The 17907-nt window shown below is 68.7% G+C and carries 15 protein-coding genes; 10 read left to right on the top strand and 5 right to left on the bottom strand.

Annotation, left to right across the window (positions count from 1 at the left end; translation table 11 throughout):
• The first annotated feature begins 17 nt into the window (after positions 1-17).
• Entirely contained in the window at positions 18-2318 is a 2301-nt protein-coding gene (locus tag EPN98_RS02310) for a spermidine synthase (protein WP_293359733.1), read from the top strand.
• Positions 2319-2321: 3 nt separating this feature from the next.
• Here the strand turns inward: EPN98_RS02310 and EPN98_RS02305 are convergent, their stop codons facing one another.
• A complete protein-coding gene (locus EPN98_RS02305; protein ID WP_293359730.1) occupies positions 2322-3467 on the bottom strand; it encodes a bifunctional 2-C-methyl-D-erythritol 4-phosphate cytidylyltransferase/2-C-methyl-D-erythritol 2,4-cyclodiphosphate synthase in 1146 nt (381 codons plus the stop codon).
• A gap of 99 nt (positions 3468-3566) precedes the next feature.
• Here EPN98_RS02305 and dusB point away from each other — a divergent pair, with 99 nt between their 5' ends.
• From dusB to hflX, 8 genes are all read left to right on the top strand, one after another.
• Entirely contained in the window at positions 3567-4574 is a 1008-nt protein-coding gene (gene dusB, locus EPN98_RS02300) for a tRNA dihydrouridine synthase DusB (RefSeq protein WP_293359727.1), read from the top strand.
• Complete coding sequence (locus EPN98_RS02295; protein WP_293359724.1) at positions 4571-5689, top strand: ATP-binding protein; 1119 nt, start codon at positions 4571-4573, stop codon at positions 5687-5689. The genes dusB and EPN98_RS02295 overlap by 4 nt, the downstream gene beginning before the upstream one ends.
• Positions 5686-7107 carry a nitrogen regulation protein NR(I) gene (gene ntrC, locus EPN98_RS02290; RefSeq protein ID WP_293359722.1) on the top strand — a complete coding sequence of 474 codons (1422 nt, stop codon included), beginning with the start codon at positions 5686-5688 and terminating at the stop codon, positions 7105-7107. The genes EPN98_RS02295 and ntrC overlap by 4 nt, the downstream gene beginning before the upstream one ends.
• Positions 7108-7212: 105 nt before the next feature.
• Complete coding sequence (locus tag EPN98_RS02285; RefSeq protein ID WP_293359719.1) at positions 7213-9426, top strand: PAS domain-containing sensor histidine kinase; 2214 nt, start codon at positions 7213-7215, stop codon at positions 9424-9426.
• 8 nt (positions 9427-9434) lie between these two features.
• On the top strand, positions 9435-10826 hold the full coding sequence (locus EPN98_RS02280; protein ID WP_293359716.1) for a sigma-54 dependent transcriptional regulator: 1392 nt from the start codon (positions 9435-9437) through the stop codon (positions 10824-10826).
• A 3-nt stretch (positions 10827-10829) separates the two neighbouring features.
• Positions 10830-11693, top strand: a complete 864-nt coding sequence (locus EPN98_RS02275; protein WP_293359713.1) for a D-amino-acid transaminase — start codon at positions 10830-10832, stop codon at positions 11691-11693.
• Between the two features lie 99 nt (positions 11694-11792).
• Entirely contained in the window at positions 11793-12038 is a 246-nt protein-coding gene (gene hfq / locus EPN98_RS02270; protein ID WP_111274395.1) for an RNA chaperone Hfq, read from the top strand.
• A complete protein-coding gene (hflX, locus tag EPN98_RS02265; protein ID WP_293359711.1) occupies positions 12035-13351 on the top strand; it encodes a GTPase HflX in 1317 nt (438 codons plus the stop codon). The genes hfq and hflX overlap by 4 nt, the downstream gene beginning before the upstream one ends.
• Here hflX and EPN98_RS02260 read toward each other — a convergent pair.
• From EPN98_RS02260 to EPN98_RS02250, 3 genes are all read right to left on the bottom strand, one after another.
• Positions 13330-13845, bottom strand: coding sequence for a hypothetical protein (locus EPN98_RS02260; RefSeq protein ID WP_293359709.1), 516 nt, complete (start codon positions 13843-13845; stop codon positions 13330-13332). The two genes, hflX and EPN98_RS02260, sit on opposite strands and share 22 nt — an antisense overlap.
• Positions 13846-13927: 82 nt before the next feature.
• The gene (mazG, locus tag EPN98_RS02255) at positions 13928-14743 is read right to left on the bottom strand and encodes a nucleoside triphosphate pyrophosphohydrolase (protein ID WP_293359706.1); all 816 of its coding nucleotides are present in this window, start codon (positions 14741-14743) and stop codon (positions 13928-13930) included.
• A gap of 82 nt (positions 14744-14825) precedes the next feature.
• The gene (locus EPN98_RS02250; RefSeq protein ID WP_293359703.1) at positions 14826-15317 is read right to left on the bottom strand and encodes a hypothetical protein; all 492 of its coding nucleotides are present in this window, start codon (positions 15315-15317) and stop codon (positions 14826-14828) included.
• Between the two features lie 796 nt (positions 15318-16113).
• Between EPN98_RS02250 and EPN98_RS02245 the strand changes: the two genes are divergently transcribed.
• Positions 16114-17496 (top strand): methyl-accepting chemotaxis protein, encoded by a 1383-nt coding sequence (locus EPN98_RS02245; RefSeq protein ID WP_293359700.1) that lies wholly within the window; start codon positions 16114-16116, stop codon positions 17494-17496.
• Between the two features lie 135 nt (positions 17497-17631).
• Here the strand turns inward: EPN98_RS02245 and EPN98_RS02240 are convergent.
• Positions 17632-17907 (bottom strand): putative quinol monooxygenase (locus EPN98_RS02240; RefSeq protein ID WP_293359697.1); only part of this gene is annotated, 276 nt, incomplete at its 5' end.

Genomic DNA, 17907 nt, shown 5'->3' with positions numbered 1-17907 from the left:
AAGGCGATTCGAGACCCATGACCACGCTTGCCGCCGACGCCTCCGCTCGCCAGGCGCCGCCGGCGCTGTTCGCCGTGACCGTCTTCACGAGCGCGGCGCTGGTTTTCCTGGTGCAGCCCATGGTGGCCAAGCTGGTGCTGCCGCTGCTGGGCGGCAGCCCTTCAGTCTGGAACACCTCAATGGCGTTCTTCCAATTGGCGCTGCTGGCCGGGTACTTCTACGCCCACCTGCTGCAGCGGCTGCGTTCGGTGCGGGCGCAGGCCATCGCCCACGTCGCGGCGCTGGTCGTCGCGGCCATCGCCCTGCCGCTGCGGGTCAGCGAACTGGTGGGTCCGCCGTCGTCGGACTACCCGAACCTGTGGCTGCTCGCCGTGCTGGCGGTTTCGATCGGGGCGCCCTTCGCGGTCCTGTCGGCCACGGCGCCCCTGGTGCAGGCCTGGCATGCGCGGACGATCGGCGCCACCGAGGGCAAGGAACCCTATGTCCTCTACGCCGCCAGCAATCTGGGCAGCCTGATCGCGCTGCTGGCCTATCCGATCGTGGTGGAGCCGCTGACGTCGCTGGTGGGCCAGCGCTATGGCTGGAGCGGGGGCTACGCGCTGTTCGTGCTGCTCATCGGCAGCCTGGCGATCGCTGTGTCCCGGGCCCGGTCGGTCGAGCTGAAGATGGCCGAGGCGACCGCGCCGCCGCCGGCCTGGCTGGACCGTCTGGCCTGGGTGGCGCTGGCGGCCATCCCCTCCAGCCTGATGCTGGGCGTCACGACCTACATCACCACGGACGTGGCCTCGGCGCCGTTCCTGTGGGTGGTTCCCCTGGCGCTGTACCTGATCACCTTCATCATCGCATTCTCGGAGAAGCCGATCATCCGGCTCGAGCTGACGCTGATCCTGCAGGCGGCGGCGATCGCGGCGTGCGCGGCGCTGCTGCCGTTCCGCTCGACATCGTTCCTGTTGCAGTTCGCGGTTCAGCTGCTCGCGTTCTTCCTGACGACGCTGATGTGTCACCAGCGGCTGGTGGCCCGGCGGCCCGATCCGGCGCACCTGACCGAGTTCTACCTCTGTCTGTCGCTGGGCGGCGTAGTGGGCGGCGCCTTCAACGCCTTCGTGGCCCCGGTGATCTTCAACAACGTCTGGGAGTACCCGATCGTACTGGCCCTGGCGGTGCTGGCGCGGCCCTGGGGCGGCGGACTGCGCGGCAAGATCCCGATCGCGACCTGGACGATGCTGGGGATGGGCCTGCTGGCCTCGCTCATCATCCTCGTCGCCGTGAAGCTGATGGGGGTCGGGCTGACCGAGACGCCCGTGGTCGGAAAGTTCGACCAGCGCGAGCTGTTCGACATGGGCATGCGCGTTCTGCTGCTGTGCTCGGTGCTGGCCGCCTTCATGGTGCGCCAGCGCGCGCTGCTGATGTTCGCGATCATCGCCGTCATGTCGTACGCGTCCGAGGTGGCCGCCGACCGGGTCGACACGCGCAAGACCTGGCGCAGTTTCTTCGGCGTGCTGCGGCAGTCCGAGACCTACGTGGCGGCGCTGGGCGGCCCGGTGAAGATGCTGGCGCACGGCACGACGCTGCACGGCGCCCAGGCGCAGGACCCGGCGCACGCCTGCCAGCCGCTGGTCTACTACACGCCCAACACGCCCATCGGTCAGGTCTTCACGGCCAAGCAGGCCCAGTATCCGAACCTGCGGATCGGGGCCGTCGGCCTGGGCACCGGCTCGGTCGCGGCCTATGTCCGCGAGCGCGACCACCTGTCGTTCTTCGAGATCGACCCGCTGGTGGTGCGGATCTCAAGCGACCCGGTGAACTTCAGCTACACCACCACCTGCGCGAAGAGCCTGGTGGACTACATCATCGGCGATGCGCGGCTGACGGTGGCCAAGCAGCCCGCGGGCAGCTTCGATATCCTGCTGATCGACGCCTTCTCATCCGACGCCGTGCCGGCCCACCTGCTGACGGTGGAGGCGGTGAAGGGCTACCTGACCAAGCTGAAGCCTGACGGCGTACTGATCCTGCACCTGTCCAACCGCAACCTCGACCTGTTGGGTCCGGCTGCGGCCGTGGCCAAGGCTGCGGGCGGTTATGCGGCCGTCCAGCAGTACCGGCCGCTGGACACCCCGGAAGCGCGCGGAGCCTGGGAGTCGCCGGAAGACGCTATCATCGTGACGCGGACCCGCGAGGCGTTGAACCGCTTCCGGAACGACGCCCGATGGGAGCCGACCAACCCCTACAAGGCGCGCCCCTGGACCGACGACTACACCAACCTGGCCGGATCTCTGGTCGCGAACCTGCGCAATCGGATGAAGCCGGCCGACGAGTAGCGCTCAGGCCGGCGTCTCGATCGCGACGACGGCCTGGGCCATGAGCCCTTCCTCGCGACCGGTGAAACCCATGCCCTCGGTGGTGGTGGCCTTCACGCTCACCCGATCGAGCGGCAGGTCCAGCAGTTCGGCGATCCGGGCGCGCATGGCGTCGCGATGCGGACGGATCTTCGGGCGCTCGCAGATCAGGGTGACGTCGGCGTTGAGGATGCGGCCGCCGCGAGCCGCGACCCGGCTGACGGCATGCCGCAGGAACCGGTCGGAGGACGCCCCCTTCCACTGGGGATCGGAGGGCGGGAAGTGCTCGCCGATGTCGCCGTCGCCGATGGCGCCCAGGACGGCGTCGGTCAGCGCGTGCAGGCCGCAGTCGGCGTCGGAATGGCCGATCAGTCCCTTGTCGTGGGGAATGGCCACGCCGCACAGCCAGACGATGTCGCCGGGGCCGAAACGGTGGGCGTCGATTCCCTGGCCCATGCGCACGATGCGCCGACCGCCGGCCAGTTGCTCAGCCATCAGGAAGTCCTCGGGATAGGTCAGCTTCATCAGCATCGGGTCGCCCGGGATCATGGCGACGCGCCCGCCGGCGCGCTCCATCACCGAGGCGTCGTCGGTCGGCTCCTCGCCGGCGGGCCAGTTGAGGTAGGCGGCCTTCAACCGCGCCATGTTGAAGGCCTGAGGCGTCTGGGCGCGCCAGAGCCCCTCGCGCGACACCGTCTCGTCCACATGACCGTCCCCGCGCTTCAGGGTGTCGGGAACGGGCAGGGTGGGGATGGCGCCGTCGGCTTGCTCCAGGGCGGCCAGGAGGGCGCTCACGTGCCGCCCGTCGACAAAGGGCCGCGCCGCGTCGTGGATCAGGACCGGCTGCGCCTCTTGGACCGTCGTGGCGGCAAGGCCCGCCTGGACGGATTCGGCGCGGGTCCTGCCGCCGGTGACGGCCTTCCACCCCACCAGGCCGGCCAGGGCGTCGTCCGCCGCGGCGAGGCGGTCGCGGGCCACCACGACGACCACTTCACGCGCTCCCGCGGCCAGCAGGCCTTCGACTGACCAGCGGACGATCGGGCGACCGCCCAGCTGGCGCCAGGCCTTGGGTTCGCCCGGACCTGCGCGGAGACCTTCGCCTGCGGCGACGACGACAGCTGAAAAACTCATGGGCCGCATTTACGGAACTGCCGCGAGCCACGCCAGCTTTCCGGCTTTACGGCGCCGCAACATTCTGCCTAGAAATATGGCGATGGGGTTGATTACAAAATGAGCAATGAGCTCGACATCGGAGGTGTTCGGGTCGGGGGACGTGTCTGGATCGCGCCGATGACCGGCGTGTCCGACCTGCCGTTCCGCCGCGCGGCGAGCCGGCTGGGGGCGTCTTACGTCTCGACCGAGATGGTCGCCTGCGCCGAACTGGCGCGGGGCCGTCCCGATGTGGTGCGGCGCGCAGCCGTAGGCGAGGGCCTTCCGCTTATGGTGATCCAGCTGGTGGGGCGCGACCCCGCCGCGATCGCCGAGGGCGCGCGGATGGCCGAGGCGGCCGGCGCCGAGATCATCGACCTGAACTTCGGCTGCCCCGCCCGGGAGGTCACCGGCGGCCATGGCGGCTCGGCTCTGATGCGCGAGCCGGCCCTCGCGGCCGAGCTGATGGCGGCCGCGGTCGGGGCGGTCGACGTCCCTGTGACGGTCAAGATGCGCCTGGGCTGGGACGACGGCTGCCGCAACGCGCCAGAGCTGGCGGCCACGGCCGAGGCGATCGGCGTCAAGGCGGTGACGGTGCACGGCCGCACCCGCTGCCAGTTCTACAAGGGCGCCGCCGACTGGGCCGCGATCCGGCCGGTGAAGGCGGCGGTGTCGATCCCTGTGATCGCGAACGGCGACATCGTCGATGGCGCGAGCGCCGCGAGGGCGCTGGAGCTGTCGGGCGCCGACGCGGTGATGGTGGGCCGCGGCGTATACGGCCGGCCCTGGATCGCCGCCCAGATCGAAGCCGAGATGGAGGGGCGCGTCTTCGTCGAGCCTCCGTCGGAAGAGCGTCTGGCCATCGCCGTCGCCCATCTGCGCGACAGCCTCGAGTTCTACGGCGAACGCCTGGGCCTGCGGATCTTCCGCAAGCATCTGGCCGCCTACATCGAAAACGCCCCCTGGCCCGCCGATGCGCAGGCCCGGCGAGAAGCGAGGTCGGCCCTGTGCCGGCTGGAGGACGCCCAATCGGTGGAGCGGGGACTGTCCGCGCTCTGGCGAACCCCAGACCACAGGCTTGCGGCATGAGTGGAACGACCCGATTGCAGGAGAAGGGCGCCGACGTGGATGCGCTGAAGGCTGCGGCCTTTGAGCTGTCTCCTGACCCGGCGCTGGTGGTCAGCGCGGACGGCGCGCTGGTGGCGGTGAACGAGGCGGCCGAGGCGTTGTTCGGCCAGGGCCTGGGCCTCCTGGCCAAGGGCCGTTTCCGCGCGGCCCTGCCGCCCGGCTCGGCGCTGGTGTCCCTGCTGAACCGGGCCATCGAGGAAGACGCGCGCGTCCGGGAACGGGGTGTGCAAATCAGCCTGTTTGGCCTGCCGCCGTTCGAGGCCGACGGCGCCGCCGCGCCCCTCGGCGACGGCTCGGTGCTGCTGACTTTGACCGTGAAGAACGGCCTGGGCGTGGACCGCAGCGCCCATGAGGCCGCGGGCCTTCGCTCGCTGGTCGGTCTGGGTCGCATGCTGGCCCACGAGATCAAGAACCCGCTCGCGGGCATCCGGGGCGCCGCGCAGCTCCTGAAGTCGGGCGCCAAGGCCGAGGACGCGCCGCTGGCGCAACTGATCGTCGACGAGACCGACCGCGTCCGCCGGCTGGTGGACCGCATGGAGGCGTTCTCGGACGACGCCCTGCCGTCGCTGACTCCGATCAACATCCACCAGATCCTGGACCGGGTGCGGGCGCTGGCGGCCAACGGTTTTGGCGAGGGCCTGGGCCTGAAGGAAAGCTACGACCCTTCGCTGCCGCCGGTGATGGGCGACGAGGATCAGTTGATCCAGATCTTCCTGAACCTGGTGAAGAACGCCGCCGAGGCCGCGCACTCACGCAATGACGGGCGCGGCGAGGTCTCGATACACACCGCCTATCGCCACGGCGTGCGCGTGCGCTCGGCCAAGGGCCAGGCGCTGCGGGGAGCGCCGCTCGAGGTCAGGATCGTCGACAACGGCCCGGGCGTGCCCGAGCACATCCGCGAGAGCCTGTTCCAGCCCTTCGTCACCTCCAAGAACAACGGCGCGGGCCTGGGCCTGGCGCTGGTCGCCAAGCTGGTCGCCGGCCATGGCGGCCTGATCGATTTCGAGTCCGAGCCGGGCCGCACGGTCTTCCGCGTGCTGCTGCCGATCGTGTCCAACGAGGACGTCACTGCATGAACGCGGCTTCCAAGAAGATCCTGATCGCTGACGATGACTCGTCGATCCGGCTGGTGCTCAGCCAGGCGTTCACGAGGCTTGGCTATCAGGTCCGTGCGACCGGCAACGCGACGACGCTGCTGAAATGGGTGACCGATGGCGAGGGCGACCTGGTGGTCACCGACGTGGTCATGCCGGACGAGAACGTCTTCGACGTGCTGCCCCGCATCAAGAAGCACCGGCCCAAGCTGCCGGTGATCGTGATGAGCGCCCAGAACAACCTGATCACGGCGGTCAACGCCGCCGAGGTCGGCGCGTTCGAGTATGTGCCCAAGCCCTTCGACCTGGACGACATGACCTCGGCCGCGCGGCGGGCCCTGGCGCGGCCGGCCGACGCCGAGGCGTCCAAGGCCCAGGCCCGGGCCGTGCGCGACGACCGCCTGCCGCTGATCGGCCGATCGGGGCCGATGCAGGACGTCTACCGCACGATCGCGCGGCTGGTGGGCGCCGACCTGACGGTGCTGATCACGGGCGAGAGCGGCGCCGGCAAAGAGCTGGTGGCGCGCGCCCTTCACGACATGGGCCGCCGGCGCGACGGCAAGTTCGTGGTCATCAACCTGGCCGCCACGCCGCGAGAGCGGGTGGAGAGCGAGCTGTTCGGGAAGGAGGAAGGCGACTCCGGCAAGCTGATCGACGCCGACGGGGGCACGCTGTTCCTCGACGAGATCGGCGACATGCCGCTGGACGCCCAGACGCGACTGCTGCGGGTGATCGACGGCTCCGAGCCGGCGCTGAACCCCAAGACCGGCCGCCGCCCCAACGTGCGGATCATCGCCGCCACCAACCGCGATCTGCGCGCGCTGATCCAGCAGGGGCTGTTCCGGGAGGACCTGTTCTTCCGGCTGAACGTGGCGCCGCTGCGGATCCCGCCCCTGCGCGACCGGGCCGAGGACATTCCGGACCTGGCGCGGGCCTTCCTGCTGCGGGCCAATCGCGAGGGGCTGCCGTCCAAGACCATTGATGCGGGCGCGCTGGACCGCCTGAAACGCCACGCGTGGCCTGGCAACGTGCGTGAACTCGAGAACCTCATCCGCCGGGTCTGCGCCCTCTACGGCGAGGACCTGATCACGGCGCGGATCATCGAGAAGGAGCTGGCTGACCAGCAGCCAGTCGTGCAGGGCCAGGAGGGCCCGGCGACGCTGTCGCAGCTGGTGGAGCAGAAGCTCGCCGCCTATTTCGCCGACCAGCCCGACGGCATCCCGCCGGCCGGTCTCTACGACCGGGTGTTGGAAGAGATCGAGAGGCCTCTGATTCAGCTGACCCTGGGCGCCACGCGCGGCAACCAGGTCCGCGCCGCCGAGATCCTGGGCCTGAACCGCAACACCCTGCGCAAGAAGATCCAGGACCTGGGCGTCGAAATGGCCCGCGGGCGACGGTAGGACCACGTCCCCCGATCCGTGAGCACAGCGTTGCGAAAGCGGCGCCGTGCAAGGCGGCAACATAGCTGTTGATTTTGGAGCACAGCTCCCTAGGCTCCGGCCACAATGGCGTTGTTTGCGCATCGCGCGTTCGGACACCCGGCCCTGGTCCGGATCCGGAACGCCCTTCAGTCGCGGCTGGTCCTGGGCGTCGGCTACGGGATCGCCGCGGCGCTGACGGGCCTTGCCATCCTGCTGGCCTCGTCACCGCCCGAGCAGGGGCCCCTCGGCCCCGCCAGCGGCGTGATCCTCTGGGTCCTCGGCGTCAACCTGCTGCTGATCCTGGGCCTCATCACATCGGTGGCGCTGCGCCTGCTCGACCTCATTCGCGCGCGGTCGCATGACGCGGGCGCCCGCCTGCACGTGCGTTTCGTCTGGCTGTTCGCGCTGGCCGCGCTGGCGCCGGCGCTGGTCGTCTTCGTGTTCTCCGGCGTCCTGGTCAGCCAGGGCGTCGACAAGTGGTTCAGCCAGCGGGTCAACACCGTCGTCGAGAATTCTGCCACGGTGTTCCGCTCTTACATCGACACCGAACAGCAGGACGTCGCGCGTGACGTCACCGAGATCGCGCAGGTCATCAACCGCGAGGCGCCGGGGCTGCAAGGCAAGCCCGGGGGTTTTGACCAGGCGCTGTCGGCGCTGGCGAACTTCCATGCTTTTCCCGCGATCTATCTGGTCAACAAGCAGAGCCAGGTGATGGCCCGCGCCGAGATGTCCGGCGCACCCAAGTTCGAGGCGCTGCCGGCCTCGGCCTATGCGGCGGCCGACCAGGGCGAAATCTATGTCCGCGCCGACAACGTCATCCGCTCGCTCTACCGGCTGCCGGACTATGAGCAGGTCTATGTCTATGCGGTGCGCCCGCTGGAACGCGGCGTGGTCGCCAACCTGCGCGAGGCCGAGAGCTCGCTGGTCTCGTACCGCGAGATCCGCGACAGCCGCGCGAAGATCCAGACGATCTTCGCCCTGAGCTACGTGGAGACGGCCTTGCTGGTCCTGGTGGGCGCCGTGTGGCTGGGCCTGGGCGCGGCCAGCACGATCTCTGCGCCGATCGGACGTCTGGTGCAGGCCGCCGGCAAGGTCGCCGGGGGCGACCTGAGCGCCCGGGTCGACGCCGACAACGATCCCGACGAGATCGCCGTGCTGTCGCGCGCGTTCAACAGCATGACCCACGACCTGCAGGCCCAGCAGGAGGCCCTGCGGCGGGCCGGCGAGGAGGCCGAGGCGCGGCGTCAGTTCATCGAAACGGTGCTGGCCGAGGTGAGCGCGGGCGTGATCGGGCTGGAGCCCGATGGCCGGATCTCGGTCCTGAACCGCCAGGCCGCCGTCCTCCTGGCGCTGGAAGACGACCTCGGAAGGGGCCAAAGGCTCGCACAGGTGGTCCCCGAATTCGCCGAACTGGCCGCCGCTGGCCGCAGTGGCGAGGCGGAAGAGGAGATCGACGTGGTGCGCGGTCGCGACTCGCGCCGGCTGCGCGTGCGGGCGAGCCAGTCGGAGGGTGGCTTGGTGCTGACCTTCGACGACGTCACCCGGCTGGTGGCCGCCCAGCGCAACGCCGCCTGGCGCGATGTGGCGCGCCGCATCGCCCACGAGATCAAGAACCCTCTGACCCCGATCCAGCTGTCGGCCGAGCGGCTGCGGCGCAAGTACCGCAAGGACATCGCGCCCACGGAGCTCGAGATCTTCGACCGCTGCACCGACACCATCATCCGCCAGGTGGGCGACATCGGCCGGATGGTGGACGAGTTCTCGGCGTTCGCGCGGATGCCGGCGCCCAAGTTCGCCAAACTGGAGGCGGCGGAATTGCTGCGCGCCGCCGTGTTCGCCCAGCGGGTGGCCAGCGCCGACATCACCGTCGAACTCGAGGAGTCGTCGAGCGACGCCGTTCTCTACGCCGACGGCCGGATGATCGGCCAGGCGTTGACCAACGTGCTCAAGAACGCTGCAGAGGCGGTCGAGGGCCGGCGCGCGCATTCGCCCAACGTGAAGGGCAAGATCACCGCCCGCCTTGTCGTGGACGAGGCCGCCGTCGCCTTCGAGGTCGAGGACAACGGCGTGGGCCTGCCGGCCAAGGATCGCGACCGGCTGACCGAACCCTATGTGACGACCCGCGAGAAGGGCACCGGCCTGGGCCTCGCGATCGTGAAGCGGATCCTGGAAGACCATGGCGGCGAGCTGGAACTGGCCGACGCGCGGAGCGGGCAGGGGGCGCTGGCGATCCTGCGCCTGCCGGCCGCCCCAGCCCAGCGCGTCGCAAGCCCGGCCATGGCCGCACGTACGAGATGAGGTGAAGAATGGCGTCTGACGTTCTTGTGGTCGACGACGAGGCCGACATCCGCGAGCTGGTCGCCGGCATCCTGACCGACGAAGGCTATGACGTGCGCACCGCCAACGACGGCGAAAGCGCGCTGGCGGCCATCCGCGCGCGCAAGCCCGCCTTGCTGATCCTGGACATCTGGATGTCCGGCGGCGGCATGGACGGGCTTGAGCTGCTGGACATGGTCAAGGGGCTGGACGCCGACCTGCCGGTCATCATGATCTCGGGCCACGGCAACATCGAAACCGCCGTCAGCGCCATCAAGCGCGGCGCCTACGAGTTCCTGGAGAAGCCGTTCAAGTCGGATCGCCTGATCCTGGTGGTCGAGCGGGCGCTGGAGACGGCGAACCTGAAGCGCGAGAACCGGCGGCTTCGCACCCAGGCGATCGCCCCCGAGGGCCTGCTGGGCAAGTCGATGGCCGCCCAGCAGCTGCGCCAGATGATCGCCAAACTGGCGGGCGCCAACAGCCGGGTGCTGATCTCGGGACCGGCAGGCGCCGGCAAGGAGACCGTCGCCCGCCTGATCCACGCCGCCAGTATCCGCGCGCGCAACGAGTTCGTGCCCATCAGCGCCGCCGGCATGACGCCCGAGCGCATGGACATCGAGCTGTTCGGCGAGGAGGGGGCCGACAACCGCCCCGCCAAGATCGGCGTGTTCGAGCGCGCCCACGGCGGCACGCTCTACCTGGACGAAGCCGCGGACATGCCGCGCGAGACCCAGGGGCGGATCCTGCGGGTGCTGGTCGAGCAGCGGTTCCGGCGGGTCGGCGGGGACCAGGACGTGCAGGTCGATGTGCGCGTGATTTCGTCGACGTCGAAGGACCTGCGCGAGGAGATTTCGGCCGGCCGGTTCCGCGAGGACCTGTTCCACCGGCTGAACGTGGTGCCGGTGAACGTGCCGGGGCTGAGCGAGCGGCGCGAGGACATCCCCGAACTGATCGAGGATTTCATCGAACGCATCTGCGAGGCGTCGGGCATGTCGCGCCGCAAGCTGTCGGACGACGCGCTGGCGATGCTCCAGGTGCGCGCCTGGCCGGGCAACCTGCGGCAGCTGAAGAACAACGTGGAGCGGATGCTGATCCTGGCCTCGGGTTCGCCGGCCGACCCGATCACCGCCGACATGCTGCCGCCCGAGGCCTCGGTGAACGACAACGCGACCTCGCTGGGGGCCGAGCGTATCATCGCGCTGCCGCTGCGCGAGGCCCGCGAAGTGTTCGAGCGCGAGTATCTCAACGCCCAGATGCTCCGGTTCTCGGGCAATATCTCGCGGACTGCAGCCTTCATCGGCATGGAACGCTCAGCGCTGCACCGTAAGCTGAAGTCGCTGGGCCTATCGGGCGCCCGGGCGCTGGAATCCGAAGAGGTCTAGATCGTGTCGCGCATCGCCTACGTGAACGGCCGTTTCGTGCCGAAGGCCGACGCCATGGTCCACATCGAGGACCGGGGTTATCAGCTGGCCGACGCGGTCTACGAGGTCTGGGCCCTGTTCGACGGCAAGCTGGCCGACCCCGAGGGCCACTTCGCCCGGCTGGAACGCAGCCTCGCCGAGCTGTCGATCGACATGCCGATGAGCCGCGCGGCGCTTACCGTGGTCCTGAAGGAAGCCGTGCGCCGCAACCGCATCCGTGAGGGCCTGGTCTATCTGCAGATCAGCCGCGGCGTGGCGCGGCGCGATCACGCGTTCCCGACCGAACCCGTGGCGCCGGCCGTCGTGGTCACCGTCAGCCGCGTGGACCGCGCCGCCACCGAGGCGCGGGCCGCCAAGGGCGTGGCCGTGGTGACCACGCCCGAGAACCGCTGGGGCCGCTGCGACATCAAGACCGTCGGCCTGCTGCCCAACGCGCTGGCCAAGCAGAAGGCGCGCGAGGCCGGGGCCGTGGAGGCCTGGTTCGTGGACGAGCTGGGCCTGGTCACCGAGGGCGCGTCGTCCAACGCCTGGATCGTCGACGGCGACGGCGTGCTCCGTACCCGCGACACACAGGCCAACATCCTGCGGGGCGTCACCCGACTGACCCTGCTCGACGTGGCCCGGGAGGCTGGGCTTAAGGTCGAAGAGCGGCCATTCACGCTGGAGGAGGCGTTGGCGGCCAAGGAGGCCTTCATCACGGGCGCGGGCAGCCTGGTGCTCCCCGTCGTGGCGGTGGATGGCAAGACGATCGGGGGCGGCTCGCCGGGACCCGTGGCGATGGAGCTTCGGCGCCTCTATATCGAGCGCGCGAAGGCTACCGCGGTCTGACGTCAAAAACCTGCGATTGAAACTGCCGCGATTTGCGGCATAGCCTGAACCTGTGTGTGGGCGGCCTTCCGCCCGATCAAAACGAAAAGGCGGAAAGCCGTGAGTGACAAGAAACAAAACCTGCAGGACACCTTCCTCAACAGCGTGCGGAAGTCCAAGACGCCCCTCACCATCTTCCTGGTGAACGGCGTGAAATTGCAGGGTGTGGTGAGCTGGTTTGACAACTTCTGCGTTCTGCTTCGCAGGGACGGGCAATCCCAGCTCGTCTACAAGCACGCCATCTCCACCATCATGCCGGCTCAGCCTGTTCAGCTTTATGAGCCGGCCGACGACGAGGCCGATTGAGCAGTTCAAAATCTGTAGACCGTGAGGCGCCCGTCCAGGGCGCCCTGGTCATCCACCCGGATCGGGAAGGCCGCGGCTCCGCGCGCCATCCCGAGGCCCGGCTGGAAGAGGCCGCCGGCCTCGCCCGCGCCCTCGATCTCGAGGTGCGCGAGACGATGGTCGTTGTCTTGCGCAAGCTGACGCCCGCCACCCTGTTCGGGTCGGGCAAGGTGCAGGAACTCGCCACCATCGTGGAGGTGGAGGAACTGGACGTCGTCATCATCGACGACGCCCTGACGCCGGTGCAGCAACGCAATCTCGAGAAGGCGCTAAAGGCCAAGGTGATCGATCGCACGGGCCTGATCCTCGAGATCTTCGCCCGGCGCGCCCGCACGCGGGAAGGGCGGCTCCAGGTCGAGCTGGCCCGGCTGACCTACGAACGGTCTCGACTGGTGCGCACCTGGACGCACCTGGAGCGCCAGCGCGGCGGCTTCGGGGTCATGGGCGGTCCCGGCGAAACCCAGATCGAGACCGACCGGCGGCTGATCGCCGACAAGATCGGCAAGCTGAAGCGTGAGCTGGTCGAGGTGCGCCGCACCCGGACCCTGCAGCGATCGGCTCGCCGGCGGGTTCCGTTCCCCAGCGTGGCGCTGGTGGGCTACACGAACGCCGGCAAGTCCACGCTGTTCAACCGGCTGACCGAGGCCAAGGTGCTGGCCGAGGACATGCTGTTCGCGACCCTGGACCCGACGCTGCGGTCCCTGAAGCTGCCCGATGGCCGGCCGGCCATCCTGTCGGACACCGTGGGCTTCATCTCGGACCTGCCGCACGAACTGGTCGAGGCGTTCCGCGCCACGCTGGAGGAGGTGCGCGAGGCCGACGTGGTGCTGCACGTCCGCGACATCGCCAGCGAGGAGACGGAGGCCCAGGCCGCCGACGTCCGCAGCGTGCTGCAGCGGCTCGAAGTCGACATGGACGAGCGCCGCATCCTGGAGGTCTGGAACAAGGCCGACCTGCTGCCCGACGACCTGCGCGAGGAAGTGCTCCGCGACGCTCGTCGGGCGCATCCGCCGGCCGTCGTGGTCTCGGCAGTGACCGGGGAGGGGTGCGCCGCCTTGCTCGCCGCCGTCGCCGGTCTGGTGGATGAGGCGCCGCCGGTGGATGTCGTCACGCCGCCGGGCGAGGGCGCTGCGATCGCCTGGCTCTACAGCCATGGCCGGGTGATCGAGCGCGAAGACGGCGAGGACGGGAGGGTGCGCCTGTCGGTGAGCCTGACCGCCCAGGCGCTGGGCCAGTTCGAGCAGCTCTTTCCTCAGGCCTCCGTCGGACGCTGATCACGCGGCGGCGCCAGGAGGCTGCAACCGGCGAACACGAAGCCCAGTCCAAAGATGATGCCGGCCGCCATCATCATGACGCCACTCGCCAGGGCGGATGCGATCGCGCCCACAGCGAACGCCGTAATCCACGCCGCGGGCGCCAGTCGTCCGTGAACCCGACGCCTCAACCCCAAGCCCCCGATCACCGCCATAGCAGCTCCGAGCAGGCCGGAGCCGACCGGATAGGCCCATGCGCCGACGGCGCCCTGAGATCGAATGATGCAGATCGCGACGACCGCCACAGCGAAACCTGCGAGTCCCAGTCGCCCGAGCCAGTCGGCCGACAGGCCGTAGAGTCCGACCAGCCCCAGGAGCAAAAGGGCGTCGACGGTCAGGTACACGAGCTGGGCAGCCTCGGGCTCAAGGTCCTGCGCCGAGGGCGCGACCAGTCGCAGGGCGCCGCCCGCGATACACGCAGCGCCGGCGAGTTTGCGAGACAGGGCGTGGGTCATGCGGGGCTCATGCTAGGGGACGATGCCCCTGCCTCGCAGGCCTTTTTGCAATTATCAAATTGCAAAATAGGGGCGCCGCCGTTCAGTCGGCCCGCTCGACGGCTTTCGCTTCATCCCAGAGGGCATCCATCTCGGCGAGATCGGACTGGTCCGGCGTCTTGCCACGTTCCGCAAGTTTCGCTTCGATGTACTTGAAGCGGCGCACGAACTTGGCGTTCGTGTACCGCACGGCGTCCTCCGGATCGACGTCGAGAGTGCGGGCCAGGTTGGCCACGACGAAGAGGACGTCGCCGATCTCGTTCCGCGCCTTCTCCAGGTCGCCGGCCTCGATCTCGGCCAGCATTTCGCCGACCTCCTCGTGCAGCTTCTTTACGACGTCCTGGACGGTGGGCCAGACAAAGCCGACGCCCGCGGCGCGCTTGGAGAGCTTCACCGCGCGGGTGAGGCCGGGCAGCCCCACGGGCACGTCGTCCAGCAGGCTTGCAGCCTTGCCCTTGCCCGCGCGTTCGGCGGCCTTCAGCTGCTCCCAACCCACCTTCTGGGCGTCAAGGTCGGCGTAGGTCTCGTCGGCGAAGACGTGGGGGTGGCGGCGGACCATCTTGTCGTTGATCGCCCGGACCACGTCGTCGAAGGCGAAGTCGCCTTGCTCCTCGGCCATGCGGGCGTGGAAAACCACCTGAAAGAGCAGGTCGCCCAGTTCGTCCTTCAGGTCGCCCGGATCGCCGCGCTCAATGGCGTCGGCCACCTCATAGGCTTCCTCGATCGTGTAGGGCGCGATGGTGGCGAAGGTCTGCTCCAGGTCCCAGGGGCAGCCGTCCTCGGGCGACCGCAGCCGCGCCATGATCTCCAGCAGCCGGTCGATGGGCCGCAGGTCGGCGGACGGGGCAGGGCGGGGCATGGGGGACTCGGCAGGGCATGAAAAACGGCGCGCGGCGATCAGACCGCGCGCCGTTGTTCAGCGCAAGCAATGGACCGGCAGATCAGCGCTTGGCGACTTCCTCGCCGCGGGCCAGGCGCCGCGCAAAGCGGTCGAAAGTCCACTCGGCGTCGTGCCAGATCCAGTTGCCGTAGGCCTGGGTGATGTCGCTCTCGTACCAGCTGTATTTCACCGGCTGTTCGCGGCCGTCGGCGGCCACGATACGACCTTCGATGCTGGCGCCCCCGATCCCGAAGCTCTCCATCGACAGGCCGGGCGTATCGCCCAGCTGCTTGAAGGTGGGACGATTGGGCTTCACGTCCGTGAGGATCAGCTCGATCCGGGCGCCGTCGTGCGCGGTGGACTTGGCGAGCGCGTCTTCGACCGACTTGCGGAGATCTGCGGTCAGCTGCTCGGCCTCGCGCACGCCATAGGTCTTGTCGAACTTCTTCTGCAGTTCCGGCCCCACGCTGACGCTGACCGAGGCGGGGGCGGCAAGGGCGCTTCCGGCGCTGGCGAGGAGTGCGGCGGCCGAGAGGGCGACGAGGCTGCGCATGGGCGGGTCTCCGAGGAGGATACAGTAGTTACTTAACAGATGGGGTTTCGGATGCACATGACAAGTCGGTGAGCCCGCCGGGTGCAAGGGCTGTTGCGACCAGCGGAGCCGGTACGTGATCGTCGTCACCACCCGGACGCGCTTGAAGACCTGAGAGGCTTCGTCGCCGATCTCATCGCGGCCCAGGAGCGGGGACGAGATGGGGGGCTGAGAGGGAGAATTCAGCGCTTCGATCGGGGCGGGTGCGCGGCGAAACTCAGGAGATAACTCAATTACTCAGATCGGTGAGGCAGGCCATCGAATTCGCGCACCATTACCAAACACATTAAGACTTGGCGGCGTGGGATGCCCGCGGAATTTCGCGAGGCAGCTCATGGCAATTCGGATCAGCGGGGTTTTGAACCTCTTTGCGACCCTCCTTATCTGCGGCTTTGTTCTGGCGACCGGCGCCGCGGTCTATTCATTGCTGGAACTCCGCGTAGGAGGTCCCGTTTCGAAGGCGCAATCGGAAGCCCAGACCCTGATTGCCGACATCCTGCCGCCGCCACTCTACCTCGTTGAAGCCCTCCTGACGGCTCACCGCGGTCCAGACGAACTGGACAAGCCCCAGGAGCTGGCGGCCACGATCGCCAAGCTGCACAGCGAATATGACGCGCGACGCGCCTACTGGTCGGAAAACCCGCTCTCCCCCGAGATTCAAGCCGATCTGAATCGATCGGACGTCGAGGTTCAGAAGTTCTGGGCCGTGATGGACAACCAGTACCTTCCCGCCCTGAAGGCGGGTGACGTTGCAGCGATGAACGCCGCGATCGATACGCTGAGCGTTCACTACCAGGCGCATCGCAAGGTGGTCGACGATCTCTCGAAGCTGTCGCTGAGCTTTGCCGAGGCCCAGGTGAAGTCGGCGAACGCGATCACGCTGCAGATCTTCGGCTTGCTGGGGGTGACTTCGCTTCTGATGCTCGTCGTCGTGGTCGGCGGGGTCGCGTCGCTGCGCGCCAAGGTGGTGAAGCCGGTTCTGCGGATGGCGGGCTACATGGGCCGGCTCGCCGAGGGCGACTACGAACAGGATGTGCCCCACCAGGGGCGGCCCGATGAGATCGGCGAAATGGCACGTTCCGTCGGGGTCTTCCGCAACGCCGTGCTCGAGCGTCGCGCCGCACGCGAGCGGCAGGAGCAGCTCGATGCGCGCACTCAGGAGGAGCGCGAGGCGCAGCACGCACTGACAGCCGCGGAGGCCCGCGAGCGTGAGAAGGTCGTCAATGCCCTCGACGCCGGTCTGCGCGCGCTGTCGGCCGGCGACCTCACCCACGGCATCACCCAGGCCTTCCCGCCCGAGTTCGAGCAGCTGCGGCTGAACTTCAATAGCTCGCTGCGCGCGCTGAACGAGACCATCTCGCAAGTGGTGACCAGCGCGAGCGCCGTCGACGGGGGCGCCCGTGAGATTTCCGCCGCGGCCGACGATCTCTCGCGCCGAACGGAGCAACAGGCCGCAGGGTTGGAGCAGACCGCCGCCGCCCTGGACCAAGTGACTGCGACCATTCGCCAGACTGCCGACAATGCGGGCAAGGCGCAGGAAGCCATGTCGCATAGCCGCATGGCGGTCGGGAACTCCAGCACGGTCGCGGGGCAGGCCGTCGAAGCCATGGGCCGGATCGACGCATCTTCGCGTCAGATCGCCCAGATTATCGTGGTGATCGACGAGATCGCGTTCCAGACCAATCTGCTGGCCCTCAATGCCGGGGTCGAAGCGGCGCGGGCCGGGGAGGCGGGTCGCGGGTTTGCCGTGGTCGCCCAGGAAGTCCGGGCCCTGGCGCAGCGCTCCGCGAGCGCGGCCAAGGAGATCAAGGGCCTGATCGCCGAAGCCTCGGACAGCGTCCAGAGCGGCGTGGGCCTCGTGGTCAAGGTCGGCGAAGCGCTATCGAGCGTGGTTTCGGACTTCTCGCGCATCGAGACGCTGGTGCAGGACATCGCCCAGGCCGCCAAGGAGCAGTCGATGGGACTTGCTGAGGTCAACACGGCGGTGAACCAGATGGATCAGGTCACCCAGCAGAACGCCGCCATGGTCGAGGAAACGACTGCGGCCAGCCACAACCTGCGCAAGGAAGCGCTGCAGCTCGGCCGGCTGGTCGAGAGGTTCAAGACGGCCGGAGAGTCATCCGGGCGCCGTGCAGCTTGAGGGCTCGAGCGCGAAAGAGCCCGACGATCGGAGGGTGGGCTCCACCGCCGACGAGCCCAAATGGCCAGTGGGGGTGACAGGATGGATATACATCTGGTTTGCGCCTAAGGAAGATTATCAGAAATCGTAAGCGTGTTACGCAGCGGGGCCCCCGATGCCAACGCCCCCTACGGGCTGCGTCTCGAAACGCTCTCCGAAGCCGGCGATCAGCGGCCGGGCCTTGGCGATCGCCTTCTGGACGGCCGGGAGCTGCAGCGACGCCTTGTGGCTCTCGGCGCTGTCCCAGGTCTCGGTGATCCAGATCGCATCAGGGTTCGTAGGGTCCTTGGCCAGCACGTAGCTGAGGCAGCCCGGCATCGCGCCGGTCCCGTCGAGCAGGATCGCCAACAACACGTCGCGCTGACCCGGCTT

Origin of the sequence: Phenylobacterium sp., assembly GCF_004299445.1 — a bacterium.
Lineage (GTDB): Bacteria > Pseudomonadota > Alphaproteobacteria > Caulobacterales > Caulobacteraceae > Phenylobacterium.
This window is presented reverse-complemented; position numbering and strand designations above follow the sequence as displayed.